A 19,283-nucleotide genomic window follows, 5' to 3' on the forward strand; every position below is an offset into this window, starting at 1 on the left:
TGAGCCGGGAACTCGTGTCGTCGTTGAACGCAGAGGGCACTCTGGCGGACCTGACCCAGGACATCTCCGGGATCGGCTATCCGCAGCCCTCATGAGGACTGGAGGCGGTTCTCGTTCCGACGTCCCCAAGCTCCGTGAGGCGCCCGCCAGCCCTCGGGCGACCGGCGAAGGGCCCGTGTGGGCCCGTCCTCAGCCCGGCGGATTCGGGCGGACCAGCGGGAGGAAGACCTCGTCGACGATCTCGGCGATGGCCTCCGGGGTGATCGATCCCCGTACGAGTATCTCGTTGCGCAGGAGATCCAGCGGCAGTGCGATCCGTCGCTCGGTCAGCCGCGAGGGATCGACCTCGCCCCGGGCGACGGCGCGGTCGACGAGCACCGCCGTGGGGCCGCGGTGTACGTCGCTGAGGAGTTCGGAGCGGATCAGGCCGAGGAGTTCGGGGTCGCGGGCGCTCTCGGCCAGCAGTCCCCACAGCACGTCGGTGTCGACGGTGGCGAATCTGTCGGCGATCTGCTGGAGCAACTGGGCGGTGTCCGACCGGAGGGTGCCGGTGTCGGGAAGGTCGTCCGGCGTCGGCACCCCGTGGACGATCGCGGCGAAGACCAGTTCTGCGCGGCTCGGCCACCGCCGGTAGAGCACCGCCTTGCTCGTACGGGCGCGCGCGGCCACGTCCTTGACGGTCATGGCCGCGTAGCCGACGTCGGCGAGCTGCTCCCACACCGCATGCATGATCGCCGTCTCAAGCGCCTTGCCGCGGCGCCGGGTTGCGGGGGACTCGGTCATCCCACTCCTTAAGGATCGCCTGGTTTCTTATTGTGCCCGCCTGTGCGAGGCTTTAAGGTACTAGGAGTTTCTTATTTGGAGGTGCTCCCATGCCGGAACCGAGCCCGGCGAGGACGGAATGGGGACGAATCGGCGTGATCGTCGGAATCCTGACGGCGCTCCTGGTCGTCCTCCTGTCGGCCTTCGCGCTGCCGCCCCTGCACGCGGGCCCGCACCACGTGCCCCTAGCCGTGGGTGGTGAGCCGTCCTCCGCCGCGGCCACGCGCGAGCATCTGGTCTCGCGGCAGCCGGACGCCTGGGAGCTGCACACGGCAACAGACGCGGCGCACGGGAAATGATCATGGATCGGGAAGTCTACGGAGCCCTCGTGACATCCCCCACGCAGACGAGACTGCTGGTGGCCACCGCGGCCGGTCCTGTGGTGGCCGAACGCCTGCACGATCTGGCGCGCAGCCTCGAATCGGGCCGGAGGGCCGTCGGGCCCGTGGAGGACGTACGTCCGCTGCCGGGCGACGATCCCACCGGCGCGGGCCTGGCGGCCGGGGCGCTCCCACTGGCCCTCGGCGGCTGGATCGGCGGCGTTGCCGTGCTCGCGGCCGTCCGCGGTGCCCGGCGCCAGGCCGCGGCGGCTGTGGCCTTCGCGGCCCTGGGCGGCCTGAGCCTGACGGCGTTGCTGCAGTTCGCCTTCGGCTCGCTCGACGGGGACTACTGGGCGACCGCGGGCGCCGCGGTCCTCGGCATCTCCGCCACTGCCTGGGCCATCCTCGGCCTGCGTACCGCCCTTGGCAACGCCGGCCTGGCCTGCGGCGCAGTGGTGCTCATCGTGCTCGGCAATCCGCTGTCCGGTCTGTCCAGCGCCCCCGAACTCCTCCCGGCCGGCTGGGGAACGCTCGGCCAGATGCTCCCTCCCGGCGCCACCGGGAGCCTGCTGCGCTCCGTCGCCTACTTCGACGGCGCCGGCGGCCTCCGCCCGGCGCTGGTGCTCGTCTGCTGGCTCGCCGGCGGCATCACCCTGTACGCCGCCGGACTCCGTCGTACGTCACGCCGCCCCGCACAACCGATCGGCGACCCGCGGCCGTCGCGCGCGCAGCCACAGGAAGCCCTTTCCTGAGGCGGCCCCCGGACGGGGCCCGCCCGGCGCCGCCGGCTGCGCCACACCCCCTGCCCCACGAACCCCAGCCACCCGTGTACGAGGAGATCCAGCCATGACCATGCCGCGCGCCTTCCGCCGGATCAGCCGCACCCTCAACCCGGCCGTGCTCCCCCTCGCCCGCCGCATGCCACCCCTCGCCGTGATCGAACACGTCGGCCGCCGCAGCGCCAAGCGGTACCAGACGCCCGTGCAGGCGTTCCGCACGGAGACCGGCTGGGTCATCGCCCTGGCATACGGCAGGGACGTCCACTGGATCCAGAACGCGCTCGCGGCCGGCGGCGGACATCTGGTACGCCGCGGACGGCGCCACGAACTCGCCCGGCCCGAATGCGTCCACGGCAACCCGGGACGACGGCTGCTGCCACGCTGGGCACGTGCCGTGATGACGCTGGCACGCGTCCGTGACTACGCCACCTTCACGACCGTCGAAGATCCGGCGGGACGGCCCGGGAACTCCTGACCCTCTTCACGATGTCGGCCTCGCAACGCGGATGCCCGCGATATTCGCGACGCGATCCCGCAGTTGCGTCACCGGCCGGTGGCCTGTCCCGCCCGCGCCGGACCCGGCCGCCCGTGCCGTACGCGGCCAACTCCCGTTCACCGCGGGCACCCTGTGCAAGTCGCCCCGCGCCGTCGATACTTCGGTCCATCCTGCACGCCGCACCAGGGGAGGGACCCTTGTCCGCCTACTCCAGACGCCGCGCCGTCGCCACGCTGTCCGCCGCCGTCGCCGGCGGCGCGCTCGCCGGGGGTCTCCCCGCGTCCGCCCAGGCCGCCGAGCGCGGCGCCACCGGCCGGGGCCGCGGCCCCGCGCCGCTGAAGCGGGCGCACGCGCACAACGACTACCTCCACGGGCGCCCGCTCCTCGACGCGCTCGACCACGGCTTCGCCAGCGTCGAGTCGGACATCTGGCTGGTCGACGGCCAACTCCTCGTCGCCCACGACGAGTCGCAGCTCGACCCGGCCCGTACGCTCCAGGCGCTCTACCTCGACCCGCTGGCCCGCCGCATACGGGCCAACGGCGGCCGCGTCTACAAGGGCCACAAGCTGACCCTGCAACTGCTCATCGACCTCAAGACCGCAGGCGACCCCACGTACCGCGCGCTGTCCGAGGTGCTGCGCGGCTACGGTTCGATCTTCAGCTCCGCCACCGGCGGCCGGGTCCGCCGCCGCGCGGTGACCGCCGTCATCTCCGGCGACCGCGGAGCCCGCGCGCCGATGGAGGCGGAGAAGCTCCGCCACGCCTTCTACGACGGCCGCCACGACGACCTCAACTCCGGTGTCCCCGCGTCGTTCATCCCGCTCGTCAGCGGCAACTGGAACTCCAGCTTCACCTGGCAGGGCACCGGCACGATGCCGGCCGCCGAGCGCAACTGGCTGAACCTCATCGTCCACACCGCCCACCAGCAGGGCCAGACCGTTCGCTTCTGGGCCACGCCCGACGCCCCGGGCCCGGCGCGCGACAACCTGTGGCGCACGCTGCTCGACGCGAACGTGGACTGGATCAACACCGACGACCTGCCGGGCCTGCAGACCTTCCTGCGCAGGCACGACGCCTGACGCCCCGCGGGCCCTCGGCACTCACACGACGTACGCCCCCTCCCGCGCCGCCACTGCCGCCGCCTCGGCGGCGCGGTCGGCGGCCGCGGGGTCGAGGGCATCGCCGCTGGCGAGCAGGCGGTAGTACAGGGGGGCGGAGACGGCGCGAACGACCTCGTGCGGGTCCGTGCCGGCGGGGAGTTCGCCGCGGGCCACCGCCTGTTCGACGCAGGGGGCCCACTCGGCGATGCGGATGGCGTAGAAGCGGTGCAGGGCCGCCGCGGTGCGGTCGTCGCAGGTGGCCGCCGCGATCACGGCGCGGAACAGCGCGCCCTGCCGCGGGTCGGTGAGGGTGTCCAGGACGAGACGGGCGTTGGCGCGCAGATCGCCGAGGAGGGTGCCGGTCTCCGTACGCGGTACGGACTGCTCCGCCATGTCCGCGAGCAGGTCGGCGATGAGCCCGGTGGCGGAGCCCCAGCGGCGGTAGACGGTGGTCTTGCCGACCTCGGCGCGGCGGGCGACGTCGGCGAGGTCGAGGTGGGCGAAGCCCTGTTCCGCCAGGGCGTCCCCGGTGGCCCGGAGGACCGCCGCGCGGACCCGTGCGGTACGGCCGCCGGGCCGGAGGGTGCCGGGATCGGGCTCGGAACTCATTAACGGTTCTCCAGTTTCATTAGTCGCACCCTCTCTGCTACCTTCGACCTCAGCTTAACGGAACACGAGTCCCGTTAGCCCGCCCGAAGGGAATCTCCATGTCCGTGCTCGACAAGGCCGCCACCGGCGCGGCCCCCGCCCCGCGCATGACCGGGCGGCAAAAGCTCGTGCTCACCCTTCTCCTCGGCGCCCAGTTCATGGTCGCGGTGGACTTCTCCATCCTCAACGTCGCCCTCCCCGTCATCGGCACGGGGCTCGGTTTCCCCCTCGCGCACCTGCAGTGGATCGCCACCGCCTTCGCGCTCGCCGCCGCCGGCTTCACCCTCCTCTTCGGCCGCATCGCCGACCTCTTCGGCCGCAAGCGGCTCTTCCTCGGCGGCATGGCGCTGCTCGGCCTCTCCTCCGTGCTCGGCGGCCTCGCCACCTCCCCCGGGATGCTGCTCGTCGCCCGCGTCCTGCAAGGACTGGCCACCGCCGCCGTCACCCCGGCCGGGCTCTCCCTGCTCACCACCGCCTTCCCCGAGGGCCCGCTGCGGCAGCGGGCACTCGGGCTCAACGGGGCGCTGATGTCCGCCGGGTTCACCGCGGGCGCCGTGCTCGGCGGGCTGCTCACCGACCTGCTCTCCTGGCGCTGGGCCTTCCTCGTCAACGTGCCCGTGACCGCCGCGATCCTCGCCGTCGCCCCCACCGTCATCGCCGACTCCCGCCCCGCGGGCCGGCCCCGGCTCGACGTCCCCGGCGCGGTCACCGTCACCGGCGGGCTGCTCGCCGTCGTCTACGGGCTCACCCACGCCGGCGAGGCCGGCTGGACCGAGCCGGTCACCCTCGCCGCGCTCGGCGCGGGCGCCGCGCTGCTCACCGCGTTCTGGTTCGTCGAGCGGAGCGCGCAGAAGCCGCTCGTGCCGGTACGGATCCTGCGGCGGCCCACCGTCGTGTGGGGCAACGCCGCCGGGCTCGTCGCCTTCCTCACCGAGACCTCCCTGGTCTTCCTTCTCACCCTCTACCTGCAGGAAGTCCTCGGCTACACCGCGCTCGCCACCGGCCTCGCCTTCGGCGTCCTGGGCCTGGGCACCGTCCTCGGCGGCACCCTCGGCGGCCGGGTCGTCGGCCGCGTCGGCAGCCGCGCGGCAATCGTCTACGGCGGCGTTGCCCAGGCCGTCGCCACCGCGGCGCTGCTCGCGCTCGGCACCTCCGGCGACTGGATCTGGCTGCTGCTCGCGGCGACGTTCGCCGGCGGGGTCGGCAACATGCTGATGATCGTCGGCTTCATGGTCACCGCCACCTCGGGACTGCCCGACTCCGAGCAGGGCCTGGCCACGGGCCTCGCCACGATGACCCAGCAGGTCGGCATCACCATGGGCATCCCGGTGATGAGCGCCCTCGCGACCGCCCGCATCACCTCGGCCGGCGGCGCAGGCCCGGAGGCCGTGCTCTCCGGGGTGCGGACCGCGGTCGGCGTCAACGCCGCGCTCGTCCTCGCCGGCGCCCTGACCGCCGGGGCGCTGCTCGGGCGCCGGCGGGAGGCGACGGCGCCGGGGCGATGAGCCCGTACCCGGCGGCCGGCCGGTCCGTACGCGTACGCGCCCGGATCAGGCCGCCCGCGGGGTCAGCACCCGCTCCACCGCGTCCCGCGTCAGCTTCCGCAGTTCCGCCGCGTCGTCCAGGTCGTTGCCCACGACGAGCCCGTCACGCAGCACCAGCAGGATGTCAGCCGTGCGCTCGGCGTCCGGGTGGCCGTCCGCGGCCAGCAGGTCCCGCATCAGCCCGCGGAACCACCGCCGGTAGTCCGTCACCGCGCGGCGCACCGGGTGGCCCGGGTCGGGGTACTCGGCGGCGGCGTTGATGAAGGGGCAGCCGCGGTAGCCGGGGCCCGCGCCGGCCTCGCCGATGTAGTCGTAGACGGCCAGCACCGTGGCCCGCGGGGCGCCGCCCGCGAGGGCCGCGGCGGCCTGCTGCTGGCGTCGGCACTGGTCGGTCACGTACGCCGCGACCAGGTCGTCCTTCGTACGGAAGTGGTGGTAGAAGGTCGCCTTCGCCACCCCGGCCTCGGCGATGATCCGGTCGACGCCCACCGCGTGCACGCCCTCGGCGTAGAAGAGCCGCGTCGCGGCGTCCAGGACGCGGCTGCGAGCGGGAGACTTCGGTGGCGCGGTCACCTGGTTGACGGTAGCAGACAGGTCTGTCTAGTCTGAGGCACAAGACAGACCTGTCTGTTCACTTCCCCTCCGGAGAGGCACCTCCCATGAGCGTTCTCTACACCGCCGTCGCCACCGCGAACGGCCGCGACGGCCGCGGCGTCACCTCCGACGGCAAGCTCGACGTCACCCTCTCCCCGCCGCCCGAGCTGGGCGGGACCGGCGAGGGCACCAACCCCGAGCAGCTCTTCGCCGTCGGCTACGCCGCCTGCTTCACCAGCGCCATGGGCGTCGTCGCCAAGCGCATGGACCTCGACGTCTCCGACGTCTCGACCACCGCCGAGGTCGGCCTCGGCCCGAACGACGCGGGCGGCTTCGCGCTGGAGGTGACCCTGCGGGTGGAGATGCCCGACGCCATCTCCGCCGAGCGGGGCAAGGAGCTGCTGGAGGCCACGCACCAGGTGTGCCCGTACTCGAACGCGACCCGCGGCAACATCCCGGTACGACTTGTCGTGGAGTGACCCCGGCGCGCCGTCGCCGGAACGGGGCAGGCGGACACCTAGCGTGACGCCGTGTCAACTCACCGTTATGTCACCCCCCGAAAGCGGCGCGCCTCCCTCGCCGTTGTCCTCGCCGCCCTGCTCGCGGCCCTTGTCGCCGGAGCGAGCCCCGCGGGCGCTGCCTCCGCCTCCCCGGCCGGGCCTCCCGCCGCGTACGGCCGGCAAGTCGCCGGCGCCGTGCTCGCGGAGCCGGCGCCGCCCCCGTACCGCGTACGCCCAGGCGACACCCTCACCGCGATCGCACGCCGGCTGGGGGTGCCGCCGGAGCGCCTGTACGAGGCGAACAGATCCGTGATCGGCTCCGACCCCGACCTGCTGCGGCCCGGCCAGATCCTCGTCGCGCCCGTGCCCGGCTGGACCGCCCCGGTCGACGTCGAGTACGAGATCTCCGCGGAATACGGCGTCCCCGGCGACAGCTGGATCGCCGGCTACCACACCGGCGTCGATCTCGCCGTCCCCACCGGCACCCCGGTGTACTCCGTCGGCCCCGGCGAGGTCCACAGCACCTCCACCGAGGGCCCGTACGGCAACCACCTCCTGATCCGGATGGCCGACGGCCACTACGTCCTCTACGCCCACCTCGACCGGATGTCCGTCGCCCCGGGCGACCGTGTCGAAGGCGGCACCCGCATCGGCGACTCCGGCAACACCGGCAATTCCACCGGGCCGCACCTGCACTTCGAGGTGCGCACCGGCACGGACTACGGCACGGACATCGACCCCGTCGCCTACCTCGCCTCCTACGGCATCGAAATCTGAGACACCACGCGGGCACAGCGGCGCCCCGGGCTCCTCGCCCGGGGCGCCGCCGTCGGTTCACCTCCCGATGACTAGCCGAACGTCACCGAGTCGACGTCGAACGAGTTGTTCTGCGGCGACGTGAACTTCAGGTAGAGCTTGTGCGACCCTTCCAGCGCCTCGACCGGCACGGCCGCCGTGGCCTGGTAGTTGTCCCAGCCCCCGGTGTTCTGCACCGGTGTCGTCGCGAGGAGCTGCCCGTCCGGGGAGCCGGCGCGCAGTTCGATGGCGCCGACACCGTACGGCGACGACAGCTTGTACGAGACCTGGCTCATGCCCTCGACGGACATCGGTTCGAAGGCGACCCAGTCGCCGTTCGAGATGTCGCCGATGCGCTTGCCGTTCTCGGCCCCGGCCTGGCTGACGATCCGGGTTCCTGACTGGTCGTCGTGGTACTCGGCCTGCTTGTGCTTGGGCTGCAGGACCGACTTGGCGTACCCGGTCAGCGAGGAGGCGCCGTCGCCGCCGCCGTCCTCGTAGCGCGCGTTCAGGACGTACGTCAGGTCCGCGCCCTCCGGGTGGCCGCCGAGGTCACCGGTGTCCACCGTGCCCTCGCAGCCCGGCAGGTCGCTCGTCGAGTGCTCGTGGTCGTCGTGCCCGAGCGCCGGGTTGACGAAGACCTTCGAGCAGTCGATCGCGCCGTCCTCCGCGTCGGTCACGGTGACCTTGTACGGGATCTGGTCGCCGAACTCGATCAGCTTGCCGTTGACCGGGGTGTCGATCGTCACCTCGGGCGCGGTGTTGCCCGCGGTGATGGGGATGTTGGCGTAGCCGGTCTTGCCGGAGGAGTCGGTGACCTTGAGCTGGGCGGTGAAGTCCCCCTTGGTCTCGTAGGTGTGGCTGGGGTTGGCCTCGGTGGAGTCGAAGGTGCCGTCACCGTCGAAGTCCCACTCGTAGCTGAGCGAGTCGCCGTCGGGGTCGTTCGAACCCTCGCTGGAGAAGTCGACCGCCAGCGGCACGGGCCCGTTGGTCGCCGAGGCGGCGGCCTTGGCGACCGGGGAGCGCTTGCCCTGGCTGTAGTCGATGCGGTACAGCCCCGAGTCGCTGTTGCCGCCGCCGAACGCGCTGCCCCACTCCAGGACGTAGAGCGAGCCGTCCGGGCCGAAGGTCATGTCCATCGGCTTGTTGAACTTCGCCGAGGACAGGAAGTCGTTGATCTTCAGCAGCTCCTCGTTCTCGTCCCAGCGGACCTCCTTGACGTAGTTGCGGGTCCACTCGTAGAGGAAGCCGGCGCCGTCGAAGTACTCGGGGAACTTCGTCTCGGAGGGGTTGTCCGGGTCGTAGTTGTAGACCGGGCCGCCCATGGGTCCCGAGCCGCCCTGGCCCAGCTCGGGGAACTGCTCGGAGAGGCCGTAGCCGTACCAGACGTCCGGCTTCTGGACGTCGGGCAGCTCGGTCAGGCCGGTGTTGTTCGGCGAGGGGTTCGTCAGGTTGTCGCAGTCGAACTTCGCGCCGATCTCGCCGGTGTCCGGGTTGTACGGGGCGTACGGCTGGTTGTCACCGTGGCAGAAGGGCCAGCCGAAGTTGCCGGGCTTCTTGATGACGTTGTACTCGACCATGCCCTCCGGGCCGCGGTCCGTCGTCGGCAGCCCGCGGTCGGGGCCGTAGTCGGCGGCGTGGACGTAGCCGGTCTCCTGGTCGACGGTGAAGCGGAACGGGTTGCGGAAGCCCATCGCGTAGATCTCGGGACGGGTCTTCTCGGTGCCCTGCGCGAACAGGTTGCCCTTGGGGATGGTGTAGGTACCGCCCTTGGTGGGCTTGATCCGCAGGATCTTGCCCCGCAGGTCGTTGGTGTTGCCCGCGGTCCTGGCGGCGTCCAGCATCTCCTCGCCCTCGCGCCAGTCGATCGGCGCGTAGCCCTGCCAGTCGGGGCTGAGGTTCGGCGGCACGTCGTCGCCGGTGCCCAGGTAGAGCGAGCCGTCGGGGCCGAACTCGACGGCGCCGCCGGTGTGTCCGGGCTCGGGGAAGGTGCGGTCCCGGTACGCGGGCACGTCGAGCAGCTTCTTCTCGCTGGCGGTGTCGAGCCTGCCGTCCTTGAGCGTGAAGCGCGACAGCCGGTTCACGTCCTCGGCGCTGCCGGCCGGGGCGTAGTAGAGGTAGATCCAGCCGTTCTTGGCGAAGTCCGGATCCAGCTCCATGCCGACGAGGCCGTCCTCGCCGCCGGTGTAGACGTCGAGCTTGCCCGCGGTGGTGGTCTGGTGGGTGGCCGGGTCGAAGACCTGGACCTCGCCGGCGCGCTGGACGTAGTAGACGCGGCCGTCCTTGGCCACGTCCAGTTCCATCGGGTCGGCGGTGTCGTCGTCGAGGGTGACCTTCTCGTAGCCGTTCCAGACCGTGCCGCCGCAGTCGCCGGGCTCGGCGCCGGCGGCCCACTTCACGCCGCCGATGACGTGCTCGCGGAACTCCTCCTCGCTGTACGCGGGGGTGTCGTGGCCCATGGCGGTGGCCCAGACCTTGCCGCCCTCGGCGTTACGGCACCAGGAGATCGGGTGGTCGGCGCCCATGGCGTCGTTGCCCGGGTTGTACGTCGTCTCGTCGGCGGTGACGAGGACGTGCACGTCGCCGCGCGGGTTGACGTCGAAGTTGTACCACTCCTCGGGGCGCTCCCAGCGCTCGGGCAGGCCCTTGGTCGAGGGGTGCACCTTGTCGGCGACCTTCGCGGTGCCCTGCAGCACGCCGGGCGAGTGGCTCGGCATGTGGGCGCCGCCGTTGATCAGCTCGTCCCACCACGGGAACTCGTTCTCGATCCCCATGTCGAGCGTGTTGTGGATGGCCGCGACGCCGCCGCCGGACTGCACGTACTTCTGCATGGCGGCGCGCTGCTCGTCCGTGTCCCAGACCATGCCGGAGTTCTGCAGCATGATGATCACGTCGTACTCGGCGAGCGCGGCGTCGTTGAAGACGGTCGAGTCGTCGGTCTGGTCGACCTCGAACCCGTTCTCCTCCGCCTCCTCCTGGACCATCTGGATGCCCGCCGGGATGGAGCCGTGGACGTAGCCCACGGCCTTGGTGAACAGCAGCGCCTTGAAGGCGGGCGCCTTCTCCGCCGCTGATGACGGCAGCGCTGTGAGCGCGAGCAGGACGGCGGCCAGCAAGGTGACCAACGACCTGCCTATGTCACGAGCATGACAGCTCATGAATCGGTCCTCTCCTTCGGTGTGCGGAATGGGATGGGCGTACCGGTCGGTGAGAGGGGTTCGTGGGGCGCCGTGCGCGCAGGAGTGCGCGCAGGGGTGGTCCGCCGGGCCCGGCTCTGCGTCCCGGAGGTCCGGGCCCGGCGGCGTGTGGCGCGGGGGGTGCGTGCGATGCGGGGGTGGGGTGCGTACGCGGTCAGGGTGCGTACGGGACGGGGATGGGCGGGTACGTCAGGTGTGTAAGGCGCGGCGCAGGAAGGCGAGGCCGTCGACGGCGATGGCGTCCTGGCTCGGCGCCAGCGCCCGCCACACCGACGCGGCCACCGCGATGGTCGCGTTGTGCGCCGTGAACGACTCGATGCACAGCGGGCCGCGGTAGCCCGCCTCGTCCAGCGCGCCGAGGAAACCGGGCCAGTCCAGGTGGTCCGCGCCGGGTGCGCCCCGGTCGTTGGCGCACACCTGGACGTGCGCGATCCGCCCCGCCGCCGCGCGCACGGCGCCGGCCAGGGAGCGCTCCTCGATGTTCTGGTGGTACGTGTCGAGGGCGACCCCGATCGTCTCGCCGGGCAGCCCGTCCAGCGCCGTCACGGTCTGCGCGACGGTGTTGAGCAGGCTCGTCTCGTACCGGTTGAGCGGCTCGACGGCCAGCAGCACCCCGGCCGCGGCGGCGTGCGCGACGACCGGCGCGACGTTGTCCCGCCACTCGGCGTACGCCGCCGCCCGCTCGTCCGCGTCCATCCGCCAGGTCCTGCCCACCGCCGCGTACATCGGCCCGGCCACGACCGGCGCGCCGATCTCCCGGGCGGCGTCCACGCAGCGGCGCAGATAGTCCTGCGTCGTTCGGACCGCCAGCGGCTCGGCGCGGACGAGCCCGCGCTCCGGCGGCATCACGGCGAGCACCGCGGCCGCCGCCAGGCCGTTGTCGTCGAGCAGCTTCCCCGCGGCGGCCGGCTGCCAGTCGCCGGGCTGCTCCAGCGGCAGCTCCGCGCAGTCGAACCCCCAGCCCGCCAGCCGCGGCAGCACCGCGGCCAGCGCGCGTTCGGTCACCGGGGAGTGCCAGATCCACGGGTTGGCGCCGATCGGCCGCCTTCCGGCCGGCATCACTCACCGCCCCAGTCACCGGGGTAGCCCGGCAGGTCCTCGCAGCCGCAGGCGCCGTAGTGCAGCGGGGGCATGCCCTCCTTGTAGTACTCGTCGAAGTTCTCCTCGGTGACGACCGGCTGCGGCAGCGTCCACTCCTTGGGGACCTCCTCGCCGGCCAGGATCTTGAGCGCGGCGATCACGGGCGTACGCCACTGGAACGTCGGGTACGCCGGCGCGATGGCGGTCAGGTCCTTGTCCTTCCACGCCTGGAGGAAGTCCTGCTGGTCCTCGCCGGTGATCGGCGGGATGTCCTCGCCCGCGTCCTCGAAGGCCTCGACGGCGGCGACGGAGGTGGCGCCGGAGTCCATCCACACGCCGTCGATCTGGCCGTGCCGCGCGATGGCGTCGGAGACGATCGACTTGGCCTTCGACGGGTCGCCGTCGGTGAACTTCACCTCGACCACGTCGAGTCCGGCCTTCTCGAACGCGATCTCGGCCGCCGACCAGCGGGTCTCCAGCACGTCCACGCCGGGCGAGATGCGCAGCGCCACGATCTTGCCGCCCTTGTCCACCTCGTCCACCAGGAAGTCCGCGGCGGCGGCGCCGTAGGCGTAGCCGCCGATGGGGCTGATGAACGTCACGGCGCAGTCGGTCTCCACGCCGCGGTCGAAGACGATCACCGGGATCTTGCCGCACGCCTCCTCGACGGCGGGGGTGAGGGTGGCGGTGGTGTTCGGCGAGACGATCAGCGCGTCGCAGTTCTGGCCCGACAGCTCCTGGATGTCGGAGATCTGCTTGTCGTCCTTGCCCTGCGCGTCCAGGACGGTGAAGTCGGCGATCTCGTCGTGCTGCGCGACCTCCGCCTTCATCGTGTTCAGGCCCACCTGCCGCCAGGGGTTGAAGACGCCGGCGTTGGAGAAGCACAGCTTGGCGCCGTCGACGCCGCCCTTCATGGCGTACTCGGAGGTGTCGACCATCCCGCCCGACTGCGGGTCGAGCATCTGCTCCCAGGGCTTGCCCTCGGGACCCTCCGGGGTCGCCCGGGTCAGCTCCAACTGCCGGTCGTAGTCCGCCTGGTCGAAGAACTCCGACTGCTTGTCGCCGTCCTCCGCCTGTTCGGAGGCCGCGGGGTCGTCGGCCAGGTCGTCCTTCGGCGCGTCCGACGAGCAGGAGGCGAGCAGTGCGGCGGCCAGCAGCGCGGCGGCCGGTGCGGCCAGGCGGTTGCGAGCGCCGGGGCGGGTCGTGCGGCGCGTACGGCTCATGAGGAGGACTTCCCTTCCGAGGGCGTTGAAGGAGCGGAGGGTGGTGGTGCGGTACGGCGCGGGCGCAGCCGGGAGAAGCCCGACCTGCCGGTGGCGCCGAGGCCGACGGCCGCGATGACGATGAATCCCTGGACCGTGGACTCCAGCGCGCCGGAGACGCCCTGGAGGTTGAGCAGCGTGAACAGCGCCTGGAGCGAGAACGCCCCGGCCATGGCGGCGACGACCGAACCGCGGCCGCCGCCGAGGATGACCCCGCCGAGCACGACGGCGGTGATCGCCTCGAACTCCAGCCCCCGGCCGGCCTGCGCCGAGACCCCGGAGAAGCCGGCGACGAGCACCGCGGCGAGCGCCGCGGCGGTGCCGGAGAGCACGAACGCGAGGGTGCGCACGCGGGGTACGCGCACGCCCGCGAGCGCGGCGGCGCGCTCGTTGTCGCCGGTGGCCAGGAGCGTACGGCCGAAGTCGGCGCGCATCAGCCACACCGCGATCGCACCGACCGCGAGGCAGGCGAGCACCGCCCACGGCAGCCAGCCGCCGGCCTCGCCGCGGCCGAAGTTGCGGAACGACTCCGGCAGTACGCCCTGGGGGGAGCCGCCGGTCCAGTAGAAGACGGCGCCTTCGAGGATCAGCATCATGCCGAGCGTGGTGATGAACGACGGCACCAGGAGAACGGTGGTGATGAGCCCGTTGACCAGCCCGACGATCGCTCCGGCCAGCAGCAGCCCGGCGGTGACCAGCAGCCAGGGGGCGTCCGGGTACGAACCGTAGAACTCGGCGCCGGCGACGACCCCGGCCGTGACCACCGCGCCGACGGAGAGGTCGAAGCCGCCGGAGACGATGACCATGTACTGGCCGGCGGCGAGGATCACCAGCGGGGCGGCGCGCTTGACGAACGCGAGGAAGGAATCGGGCTCGTAGAACCCGGGGTCGGTGATCGCCAGCGCGGCGAGCAGGACGGCGAGGAGGACGTAGACGGGGGCGCCGGTGCCGAGGCGGCGCCCGATGCCGGCGAGGGCCGCCGCGGGACCGGCGGGGGTGGACGTGGGTGTGGTCGCCGTCATGCGAGCGCTCCCTTCTGTTCCTCGTTCTTCCGCGCCTGGTCGCGGGCCTTCGCCCGGCGGCGGAACGGGCGGGCGTACAGGGCGACGGCGGCGATGATGACGACGCCGCGGACGACGTTCTTGAAGAACGGGTCGACGGAGAGCTGGTTGAAGATGCTGTCCAGTACGGAGAGCAGCAGCACCCCGCCGAGCGTCCCCGCCACGCCGCCGCGGCCGCCGGCCAGCGCGGTGCCGCCGAGCACGACGGCGGCGATGGAGTCGAGGTCGTAGCGCGCCTCGGTGCCCGCCCAGGGGGCGCCGGCGCCGAGCCGGGAGGCGAGGAAGAGGGCTGCGGCGCCGACGCACAGGGCGCACAGCACGTGGGCGTAGATGACGGTGCGCTTGGTGCGTACGCCGGACAGGCGGGCGGCGTGCTCGTCGCCGCCGGTGGCGTACATGTGGTGGCCCAGGCGGGTGCGTTTGGTGATCAGCCACAGCACGGCGGCCACGGCGATCAGCAGGAAGACGGAGACCGGGATGAAGCCGACGCGGTCGTAGCCCAGGCGCTGGAAGGACGCGGGGACGTCGCCGGCCGGTCCGGTGTAGTTGTCCTCGATGTAGCCGCGCAGGATGAACGCCATGCCGAGGGTCGCGATGAAGGCGTTGACCTTCAGGCCGGTGACGATGAGGCCGTTGGCGAGTCCGACCGCGGCGGAGAGCGCGAGCACCGCGAGCACCGCCGTGACGACGCTGCCGCCCTCCATCGTCTCGGCGGCGACCAGCGTGCCGATGCTGATGAGGTACGCGACGGACAGGTCGAGCGAGCCGGTGAGGATCACCGCGGACTGGCCGACGGCGACCAGGCCGAGGGCGACGGAGTTCTGCAGGATGCCGGTGAAGTTGGACTGGGTCATGAACTGGCCGCCGTCGATGGTGACGACGAGCCAGCCGATGAGCGTGACCGCGGCGGCGGCCAGCCAGACGCCGACGACGGGGTCGGTGAGCTTGAGCCGCCCGGTCGCGGGCAGCCGGCGCGGGCGGGCGGCCGGCGCGGGGGCGTCGGTCCGTACGGCGGTCATGCGGCACTCCCCTCGGCGGCCGTGCCCGACGCGCCCCGGGTGGCGAGCCGCATGATGTCCTCCTCGCCCGCCCCGGCGGGGAGTTCGCCGGCGAAGGTGCCGTCCGCCATGACGAGGATGCGGTCGCTCATGCCGATCAGCTCGGGCAGTTCGGAGGAGACGATGAGGACGGCCATGCCGTCGTGGGCGAGTTCGCGGACGAGGGTGTGGATGGCGGCCTTGGCGCCGACGTCGACGCCGCGGGTCGGCTCGTCGAAGAGCAGCACGCGGGGCCGGGCGGCGAGCCACTTGGCGATGACGACCTTCTGCTGGTTGCCGCCGGAGAGGTACTGGACCTCCTGGTCGTGGCCGCGTGAGCGGAGGTTGACGCGCTCCAGCAGCCCGGAGACCTCGCCCGCCTGCGCGCCGCCGCCGTGCACGGCGCGGGTGACGAGGAGGGCGTTGTCGCGCACGGACTGGTGCAGCGCCAGGCCCTCGCCCTTGCGGTCCTCGGTGACCAGCGCGACGCCGCCGCGGATGGCCTGGCGCGGGCTGCCGGGTCGCAGCGCGCGGCCGGCGACGGTCATGCTGCCGCGGGTGAAGGGCGCGGCGCCGAAGAGGGCCCGTACCAGGGAGGTCCGGCCCGAACCCTGGAGCCCGGCGACACCGGTGACTTCGCCGGCCCTGAGGGTGAGATCGATCCCGGCGAGGCGCTCGTTGCCGGCGCCCGCCGTCGTCAGCAGCGGCTCGCCGATCTCCCCGGCGCGGGCGCGCGGCGGGTAGTACGAGCCGAGTTCGCGGCCGACCATGGCCCGGACGACGTCGTCGGGGGTGGTGTCGGCCGTGGTGAGGGTGGTGACCTTGCGGCCGTCCTTGAGGACGGTGATGCGGCGGGAGAGGTCGAAGACCTCGCGGAGGCGGTGGCTGATGTAAAGGATGCCGATGCCGCGGGCGGCGAGACGGCGGATGAGCGCGTAGAGGAGTTCGACCTCGTGGTCGGCCAGCGGTGCGGTCGGCTCGTCCATGACAAGCACACGGACATCGGACGCCGCCAGCGCCTTGACGATCTCCACCGTCTGCTGGCGGGCCACCGAGAGGTCCTTGACCTGGGTGTGGGGGGTGATTCCGGTCTCGTCCAGTTCGGCGAGGAGCTCGGCGGTGCGGCGCTCCATGGCGCGCCGGTCGACGACCCCGCGGCGTACCGGCTCGCGGCCGAGGAAGACGTTCTCCGCGACGGTGCGGTGCGGGAGCAGCGCGAACTCCTGATGGATGAGACCGATCCCGGCGGCCTGGGCCTGTACGGGGTGCGAGAAAGCGTGCACCGTGCCGTCGAGCGTGATCGTGCCCTCGTCTGGGGCGTACTCCCCGGCGAGCACCTTCATCAGCGTCGACTTGCCCGCGCCGTTCTCCCCCACCAGGGCGTGAACTTCCCCCGGTTCGAGATCGAGCGACACCCCGTGCAGCACCCGCACCCCGAGAAAGCTCTTGGACACGTCCTGCATCGTCAGCATGAAAGGCAGAGTCCCCAGGCTTCTTTGGACTGTCAAGAGCCTAAGCAAGGGCTTCCTCTGATGAGTTGGCAAAGACTTTGGCCGAATGTCGAACAAAGAAGGTCTTGTTGGTGCTCTTGGCGGTCTCTAAGGTGGTCGATGTGACAGCCGCTTCTTCGTCTTCGTCGCCGATGCCGCCACCGCCGCGGCCCTCGGCCTCCGGTACGCCGCCCCCCGGCACGCCCGGGGCGCCACCCGGAGGCCCGCCCGGCGCCCCGCCGTACAGCCCGCCCGCGGGCCAGTCCCCCGGCGAGGTGCTGGCGCTCATCAGCTCCGGCGCCGCCGCCACCCGCGCCGAGATCGCCCGGCTCACGGGCCTCGCCCGCTCCACCGTCTCCCAGCGCGTCGACGCGCTGATCGCGCACGGTTTCGTCGACGAGGACGCGGAAGCCGGCTCCACCGGCGGCCGCCCCCCGCGCCGTCTCTCGCTGCGCACGCGCGAACACGCCGTCGCCGGCGTCGACCTGGGCGCCTCGCACTGCCGGGTCGCGCTGCTGGACATCGGCGGCACACTGCTCGCGGTCCGCGAGGACCCCTTGACGATCGCGGACGGCCCCGAGGCGGTGCTCGGCCACGTCGAACGGACGATGCAGCGCCTGCTGGAGGAGGCCGGCCGCGACCCGAAGACGCTCCGCTCCATCGGCGTGGGCGTGCCGGGCCCGGTGGAGTTCTCCACCGGCCGCCCGGTGGACCCGCCGATCATGCCGGGATGGCACCAGTTCCCGATCCCGGAGTTCTTCGACGAGCGCTTCGGCGTCCGCGCGCTGGTGGACAACGACGTGAACGTCATGGCCCTGGCCGAACAGCGCCGGGCCTTCCCGGACACGTCGTACCTGCTCTACCTGAAGGTGGGCACGGGCATCGGCTGCGGCATCATCGCGGACGGCCGCCTGCACCGGGGCGCACAGGGCTCGGCGGGCGACATCGGCCACATCCGCGTAGGCGAACGCGAGGAGCTGTGCCGCTGCGGCAACTCGGGCTGCCTGGAGGCCATCGCGGGCGGCGCGGCCCTGGCGGTCCGCCTGAAGGAACTGGGCCTGGAGGCGTCGGCGGGCCTGGACGTCGTACGCCTGGTGAAGGAGGGCAACCGCGAGGCGGTCCGCATGGTCCGCGAGGCGGGCCGTGCGGTGGGCGAGGTCCTGGCGGGGCTGGTGAACTTCTTCAACCCGGAGACGGTGGTCGTGGGCGGCGCGCTGGCGGCCGTGCACGACCAGTTGCTGGCGGGGGTGAGGGAGGCGGTGTACCGGAGGTCGCACCCGCTGGCGACGCATGTGCTGCGGATCGAGCCGAGCAGGACGGGGGAGAACGCGGCGGCGATCGGGGCGGGGATTCTGGCGATCGAGCATGCGCTGTCGCCCCGGCAGGTGGATATGGCGCTGGCGGGGGTGGGGGGTTGAGAGGGCTGGGTTGAGGCTGTGGTCGGTGGTCGGTGGTCGGTGGTCCGTTGACTGCGGGCGGGTGCTCTGGGGCGCGTGGTCGGTGGTCCGTTGACTGCGGGCGGGTGCTCTGGGGCGCGTGGTCGGTGGTCCGTTGACTGCGGGCGGGTGCTCTGGGGCGCGTGGTCGGTGACCGTGGCCCCGTGGCGCGTGGCCCGTGGTGAGGTTGCCCGTGGTGAGGTTGCCCGTGGTGAGTTGCCCGTGGTCAGTGATCCGTCATCCGTGGCTGTGGCCCCTGGTCCGTGATCGGCGGCCCGTGATCCCTGAAGGTACCGAGCTCACGGGAGCGTCATCCGGCAGCGGCCAGCCCGAGAAGCGAGCCGGCCCGACGGAACGAACCCAGGGAGCACTACAACCCAGTGGCTCCGCACCCCAGTGGCTCCGCACCCCAGCGGCTCCTCAGCCAGTGGCTCCGCAGCCCAGTGGCTCCTCAGCCCAGTGGCTCCTCAGCCAGTGGCTCCGCAGCCCAGTGGCTCCGCACCCCCGGAGCACCGCGTCCCAGGAGCGCCCAAGCCCACCGGACCCACAGCCCCTCACACCCGCCCAAGGGTATGCGCCTCCACTGACAGCGAGCCTGCCCACCGCCGGTGGCAACCGCCTTGACCTGCACCGGCGTCGAGGCCATCAGCCAGAGCCCGGCGTACGGATGCGGGCGTGAGGTCCGTACGCGCGGAGGCGCCGGGTCCGGAGAGGCGCCGGGACCGGGGGGCCGGAGTCGGGGTGGGCGGTGTCGACGGCGGGCCGTCTCGACGTGGGTTTGGAGCATCGGTCCCACCTCGAACGCAGGCCGGCTCCGCGGAACGACCGCCGCCCGAGGCCAGCGGCGATGATCGGGGACAACCGACGGTAGGACCCTCGGAGCTGACCCGAGCCAAGGCCGGTGGACGGATTACGCACCACGCAGGCGGCCCGGCGGTCGCGCACCGATGCCCCACCGGCAGGGCCCCAGGCGGAGAAATCGGGCCGTAACTCGGGGTAACACCCCTGGATCCGGGCCGAATCAGGCCAAGATCGCCGACTTTCGCCCCCTCAGCCGCACCCACCCGGCCTCGGCCACCCGGCCTCGGCCACGCGGAATGGTCGCCACCGAGACGAACTGGC

The 19,283-nt window shown here is 72.3% G+C and carries 17 protein-coding genes; 8 read left to right on the forward strand and 9 right to left on the reverse strand.

The genetic code is table 11. The features are described from left to right. Positions 1-189 precede the first annotated feature (189 nt). Positions 190-783, reverse strand: a complete 594-nt coding sequence (locus tag ABGA99_RS27570; RefSeq protein WP_347575291.1) for a TetR/AcrR family transcriptional regulator — start codon at positions 781-783, stop codon at positions 190-192. 134 nt (positions 784-917) lie between these two features. Between ABGA99_RS27570 and ABGA99_RS27575 the strand changes: the two genes are divergently transcribed. From ABGA99_RS27575 to ABGA99_RS27590, 4 genes are all read left to right on the forward strand, one after another. Then, a complete protein-coding gene (locus ABGA99_RS27575; protein ID WP_347575292.1) occupies positions 918-1,121 on the forward strand; it encodes a hypothetical protein in 204 nt (67 codons plus the stop codon). A 29-nt stretch (positions 1,122-1,150) separates the two neighbouring features. After that, positions 1,151-1,894 carry an ABC transporter permease gene (locus ABGA99_RS27580; RefSeq protein ID WP_347575293.1) on the forward strand — a complete coding sequence of 248 codons (744 nt, stop codon included), beginning with the start codon at positions 1,151-1,153 and terminating at the stop codon, positions 1,892-1,894. 94 nt (positions 1,895-1,988) lie between these two features. Continuing rightward, entirely contained in the window at positions 1,989-2,396 is a 408-nt protein-coding gene (locus ABGA99_RS27585; RefSeq protein ID WP_347575294.1) for a nitroreductase family deazaflavin-dependent oxidoreductase, read from the forward strand. 218 nt (positions 2,397-2,614) lie between these two features. After that, complete coding sequence (locus ABGA99_RS27590) at positions 2,615-3,496, forward strand: phosphatidylinositol-specific phospholipase C/glycerophosphodiester phosphodiesterase family protein (RefSeq protein ID WP_347575295.1); 882 nt, start codon at positions 2,615-2,617, stop codon at positions 3,494-3,496. Positions 3,497-3,517: 21 nt separating this feature from the next. On the opposite strand, the gene ABGA99_RS27595 is transcribed toward ABGA99_RS27590, so the two are convergent. After that, complete coding sequence (locus ABGA99_RS27595; RefSeq protein ID WP_347575296.1) at positions 3,518-4,126, reverse strand: TetR/AcrR family transcriptional regulator C-terminal ligand-binding domain-containing protein; 609 nt, start codon at positions 4,124-4,126, stop codon at positions 3,518-3,520. A gap of 98 nt (positions 4,127-4,224) precedes the next feature. On the opposite strand from ABGA99_RS27595, the gene ABGA99_RS27600 reads away from it, so the two are divergent. After that, the gene (locus ABGA99_RS27600) at positions 4,225-5,670 is read left to right on the forward strand and encodes an MFS transporter (RefSeq protein ID WP_347583654.1); all 1,446 of its coding nucleotides are present in this window, start codon (positions 4,225-4,227) and stop codon (positions 5,668-5,670) included. Positions 5,671-5,715: 45 nt separating this feature from the next. Here ABGA99_RS27600 and ABGA99_RS27605 read toward each other — a convergent pair whose 3' ends face one another. Further along, complete coding sequence (locus ABGA99_RS27605) at positions 5,716-6,282, reverse strand: TetR family transcriptional regulator (protein ID WP_347575298.1); 567 nt, start codon at positions 6,280-6,282, stop codon at positions 5,716-5,718. Between the two features lie 86 nt (positions 6,283-6,368). Between ABGA99_RS27605 and ABGA99_RS27610 the strand changes: the two genes are divergently transcribed. Together ABGA99_RS27610 and ABGA99_RS27615 are read left to right on the forward strand one after the other, a co-directional pair. Beyond that, positions 6,369-6,782, forward strand: a complete 414-nt coding sequence (locus ABGA99_RS27610) for an organic hydroperoxide resistance protein (RefSeq protein ID WP_347575299.1) — start codon at positions 6,369-6,371, stop codon at positions 6,780-6,782. A 51-nt stretch (positions 6,783-6,833) separates the two neighbouring features. Further along, positions 6,834-7,580 carry a peptidoglycan DD-metalloendopeptidase family protein gene (locus ABGA99_RS27615; protein WP_347583655.1) on the forward strand — a complete coding sequence of 249 codons (747 nt, stop codon included), beginning with the start codon at positions 6,834-6,836 and terminating at the stop codon, positions 7,578-7,580. Between the two features lie 71 nt (positions 7,581-7,651). On the opposite strand, the gene ABGA99_RS27620 is transcribed toward ABGA99_RS27615, so the two are convergent. The 6 genes from ABGA99_RS27620 to ABGA99_RS27645 all read right to left on the reverse strand — a co-directional run bounded on the left by ABGA99_RS27620 (position 7,652) and on the right by ABGA99_RS27645 (position 16,707). Next, entirely contained in the window at positions 7,652-10,756 is a 3,105-nt protein-coding gene (locus tag ABGA99_RS27620) for a ThuA domain-containing protein (protein WP_347583656.1), read from the reverse strand. Between the two features lie 228 nt (positions 10,757-10,984). Continuing rightward, complete coding sequence (locus ABGA99_RS27625; protein WP_347583657.1) at positions 10,985-11,854, reverse strand: sugar phosphate isomerase/epimerase; 870 nt, start codon at positions 11,852-11,854, stop codon at positions 10,985-10,987. Then, on the reverse strand, positions 11,854-13,098 hold the full coding sequence (locus tag ABGA99_RS27630; protein WP_347575303.1) for a substrate-binding domain-containing protein: 1,245 nt from the start codon (positions 13,096-13,098) through the stop codon (positions 11,854-11,856). The genes ABGA99_RS27625 and ABGA99_RS27630 overlap by 1 nt, the downstream gene beginning before the upstream one ends. Beyond that, on the reverse strand, positions 13,095-14,159 hold the full coding sequence (locus ABGA99_RS27635; RefSeq protein ID WP_347575304.1) for an ABC transporter permease: 1,065 nt from the start codon (positions 14,157-14,159) through the stop codon (positions 13,095-13,097). Before ABGA99_RS27635 ends, ABGA99_RS27630 begins: the two co-directional genes overlap by 4 nt. Further along, positions 14,156-15,217: an ABC transporter permease gene (locus ABGA99_RS27640; RefSeq protein ID WP_347583658.1), complete on the reverse strand. Its 1,062-nt coding sequence runs from the start codon at positions 15,215-15,217 to the stop codon at positions 14,156-14,158. The genes ABGA99_RS27635 and ABGA99_RS27640 overlap by 4 nt, the downstream gene beginning before the upstream one ends. Next, positions 15,214-16,707 carry a sugar ABC transporter ATP-binding protein gene (locus tag ABGA99_RS27645; RefSeq protein ID WP_347583659.1) on the reverse strand — a complete coding sequence of 498 codons (1,494 nt, stop codon included), beginning with the start codon at positions 16,705-16,707 and terminating at the stop codon, positions 15,214-15,216. The genes ABGA99_RS27640 and ABGA99_RS27645 overlap by 4 nt, the downstream gene beginning before the upstream one ends. Before the next feature lie 170 nt (positions 16,708-16,877). Between ABGA99_RS27645 and ABGA99_RS27650 the strand changes: the two genes are divergently transcribed. Continuing rightward, complete coding sequence (locus tag ABGA99_RS27650) at positions 16,878-18,143, forward strand: ROK family transcriptional regulator (protein WP_347575329.1); 1,266 nt, start codon at positions 16,878-16,880, stop codon at positions 18,141-18,143. Positions 18,144-19,283: the final 1,140 nt, after the last annotated feature.

The organism is Streptomyces sp. B5E4 (genome assembly GCF_039871555.1).
Classification (GTDB): Bacteria; Actinomycetota; Actinomycetes; order Streptomycetales; family Streptomycetaceae; genus Streptomyces.

What these genes read in the sequence shown, in the direction of transcription:
- ABGA99_RS27570 (WP_347575291.1), bottom strand. Translation starts at nt 783, where the DNA reads ATGACCGAGTCCCCCGCAACCCGGCGCCGCGGCAAGGCGCTTGAGACG.
- ABGA99_RS27585 (WP_347575294.1), top strand. Translation starts at nt 1,989, where the DNA reads ATGACCATGCCGCGCGCCTTCCGCCGGATCAGCCGCACCCTCAACCCG.
- ABGA99_RS27595 (WP_347575296.1), bottom strand. Translation starts at nt 4,126, where the DNA reads ATGAGTTCCGAGCCCGATCCCGGCACCCTCCGGCCCGGCGGCCGTACC.
- ABGA99_RS27600 (WP_347583654.1), top strand. Translation starts at nt 4,225, where the DNA reads ATGTCCGTGCTCGACAAGGCCGCCACCGGCGCGGCCCCCGCCCCGCGC.
- ABGA99_RS27610 (WP_347575299.1), top strand. Translation starts at nt 6,369, where the DNA reads ATGAGCGTTCTCTACACCGCCGTCGCCACCGCGAACGGCCGCGACGGC.
- ABGA99_RS27620 (WP_347583656.1), bottom strand. Translation starts at nt 10,756, where the DNA reads ATGAGCTGTCATGCTCGTGACATAGGCAGGTCGTTGGTCACCTTGCTG.
- ABGA99_RS27625 (WP_347583657.1), bottom strand. Translation starts at nt 11,854, where the DNA reads ATGCCGGCCGGAAGGCGGCCGATCGGCGCCAACCCGTGGATCTGGCAC.
- ABGA99_RS27630 (WP_347575303.1), bottom strand. Translation starts at nt 13,098, where the DNA reads ATGAGCCGTACGCGCCGCACGACCCGCCCCGGCGCTCGCAACCGCCTG.
- ABGA99_RS27635 (WP_347575304.1), bottom strand. Translation starts at nt 14,159, where the DNA reads ATGACGGCGACCACACCCACGTCCACCCCCGCCGGTCCCGCGGCGGCC.
- ABGA99_RS27640 (WP_347583658.1), bottom strand. Translation starts at nt 15,217, where the DNA reads ATGACCGCCGTACGGACCGACGCCCCCGCGCCGGCCGCCCGCCCGCGC.
- ABGA99_RS27645 (WP_347583659.1), bottom strand. Translation starts at nt 16,707, where the DNA reads ATGCTGACGATGCAGGACGTGTCCAAGAGCTTTCTCGGGGTGCGGGTG.
- ABGA99_RS27650 (WP_347575329.1), top strand. Translation starts at nt 16,878, where the DNA reads ATGCCGCCACCGCCGCGGCCCTCGGCCTCCGGTACGCCGCCCCCCGGC.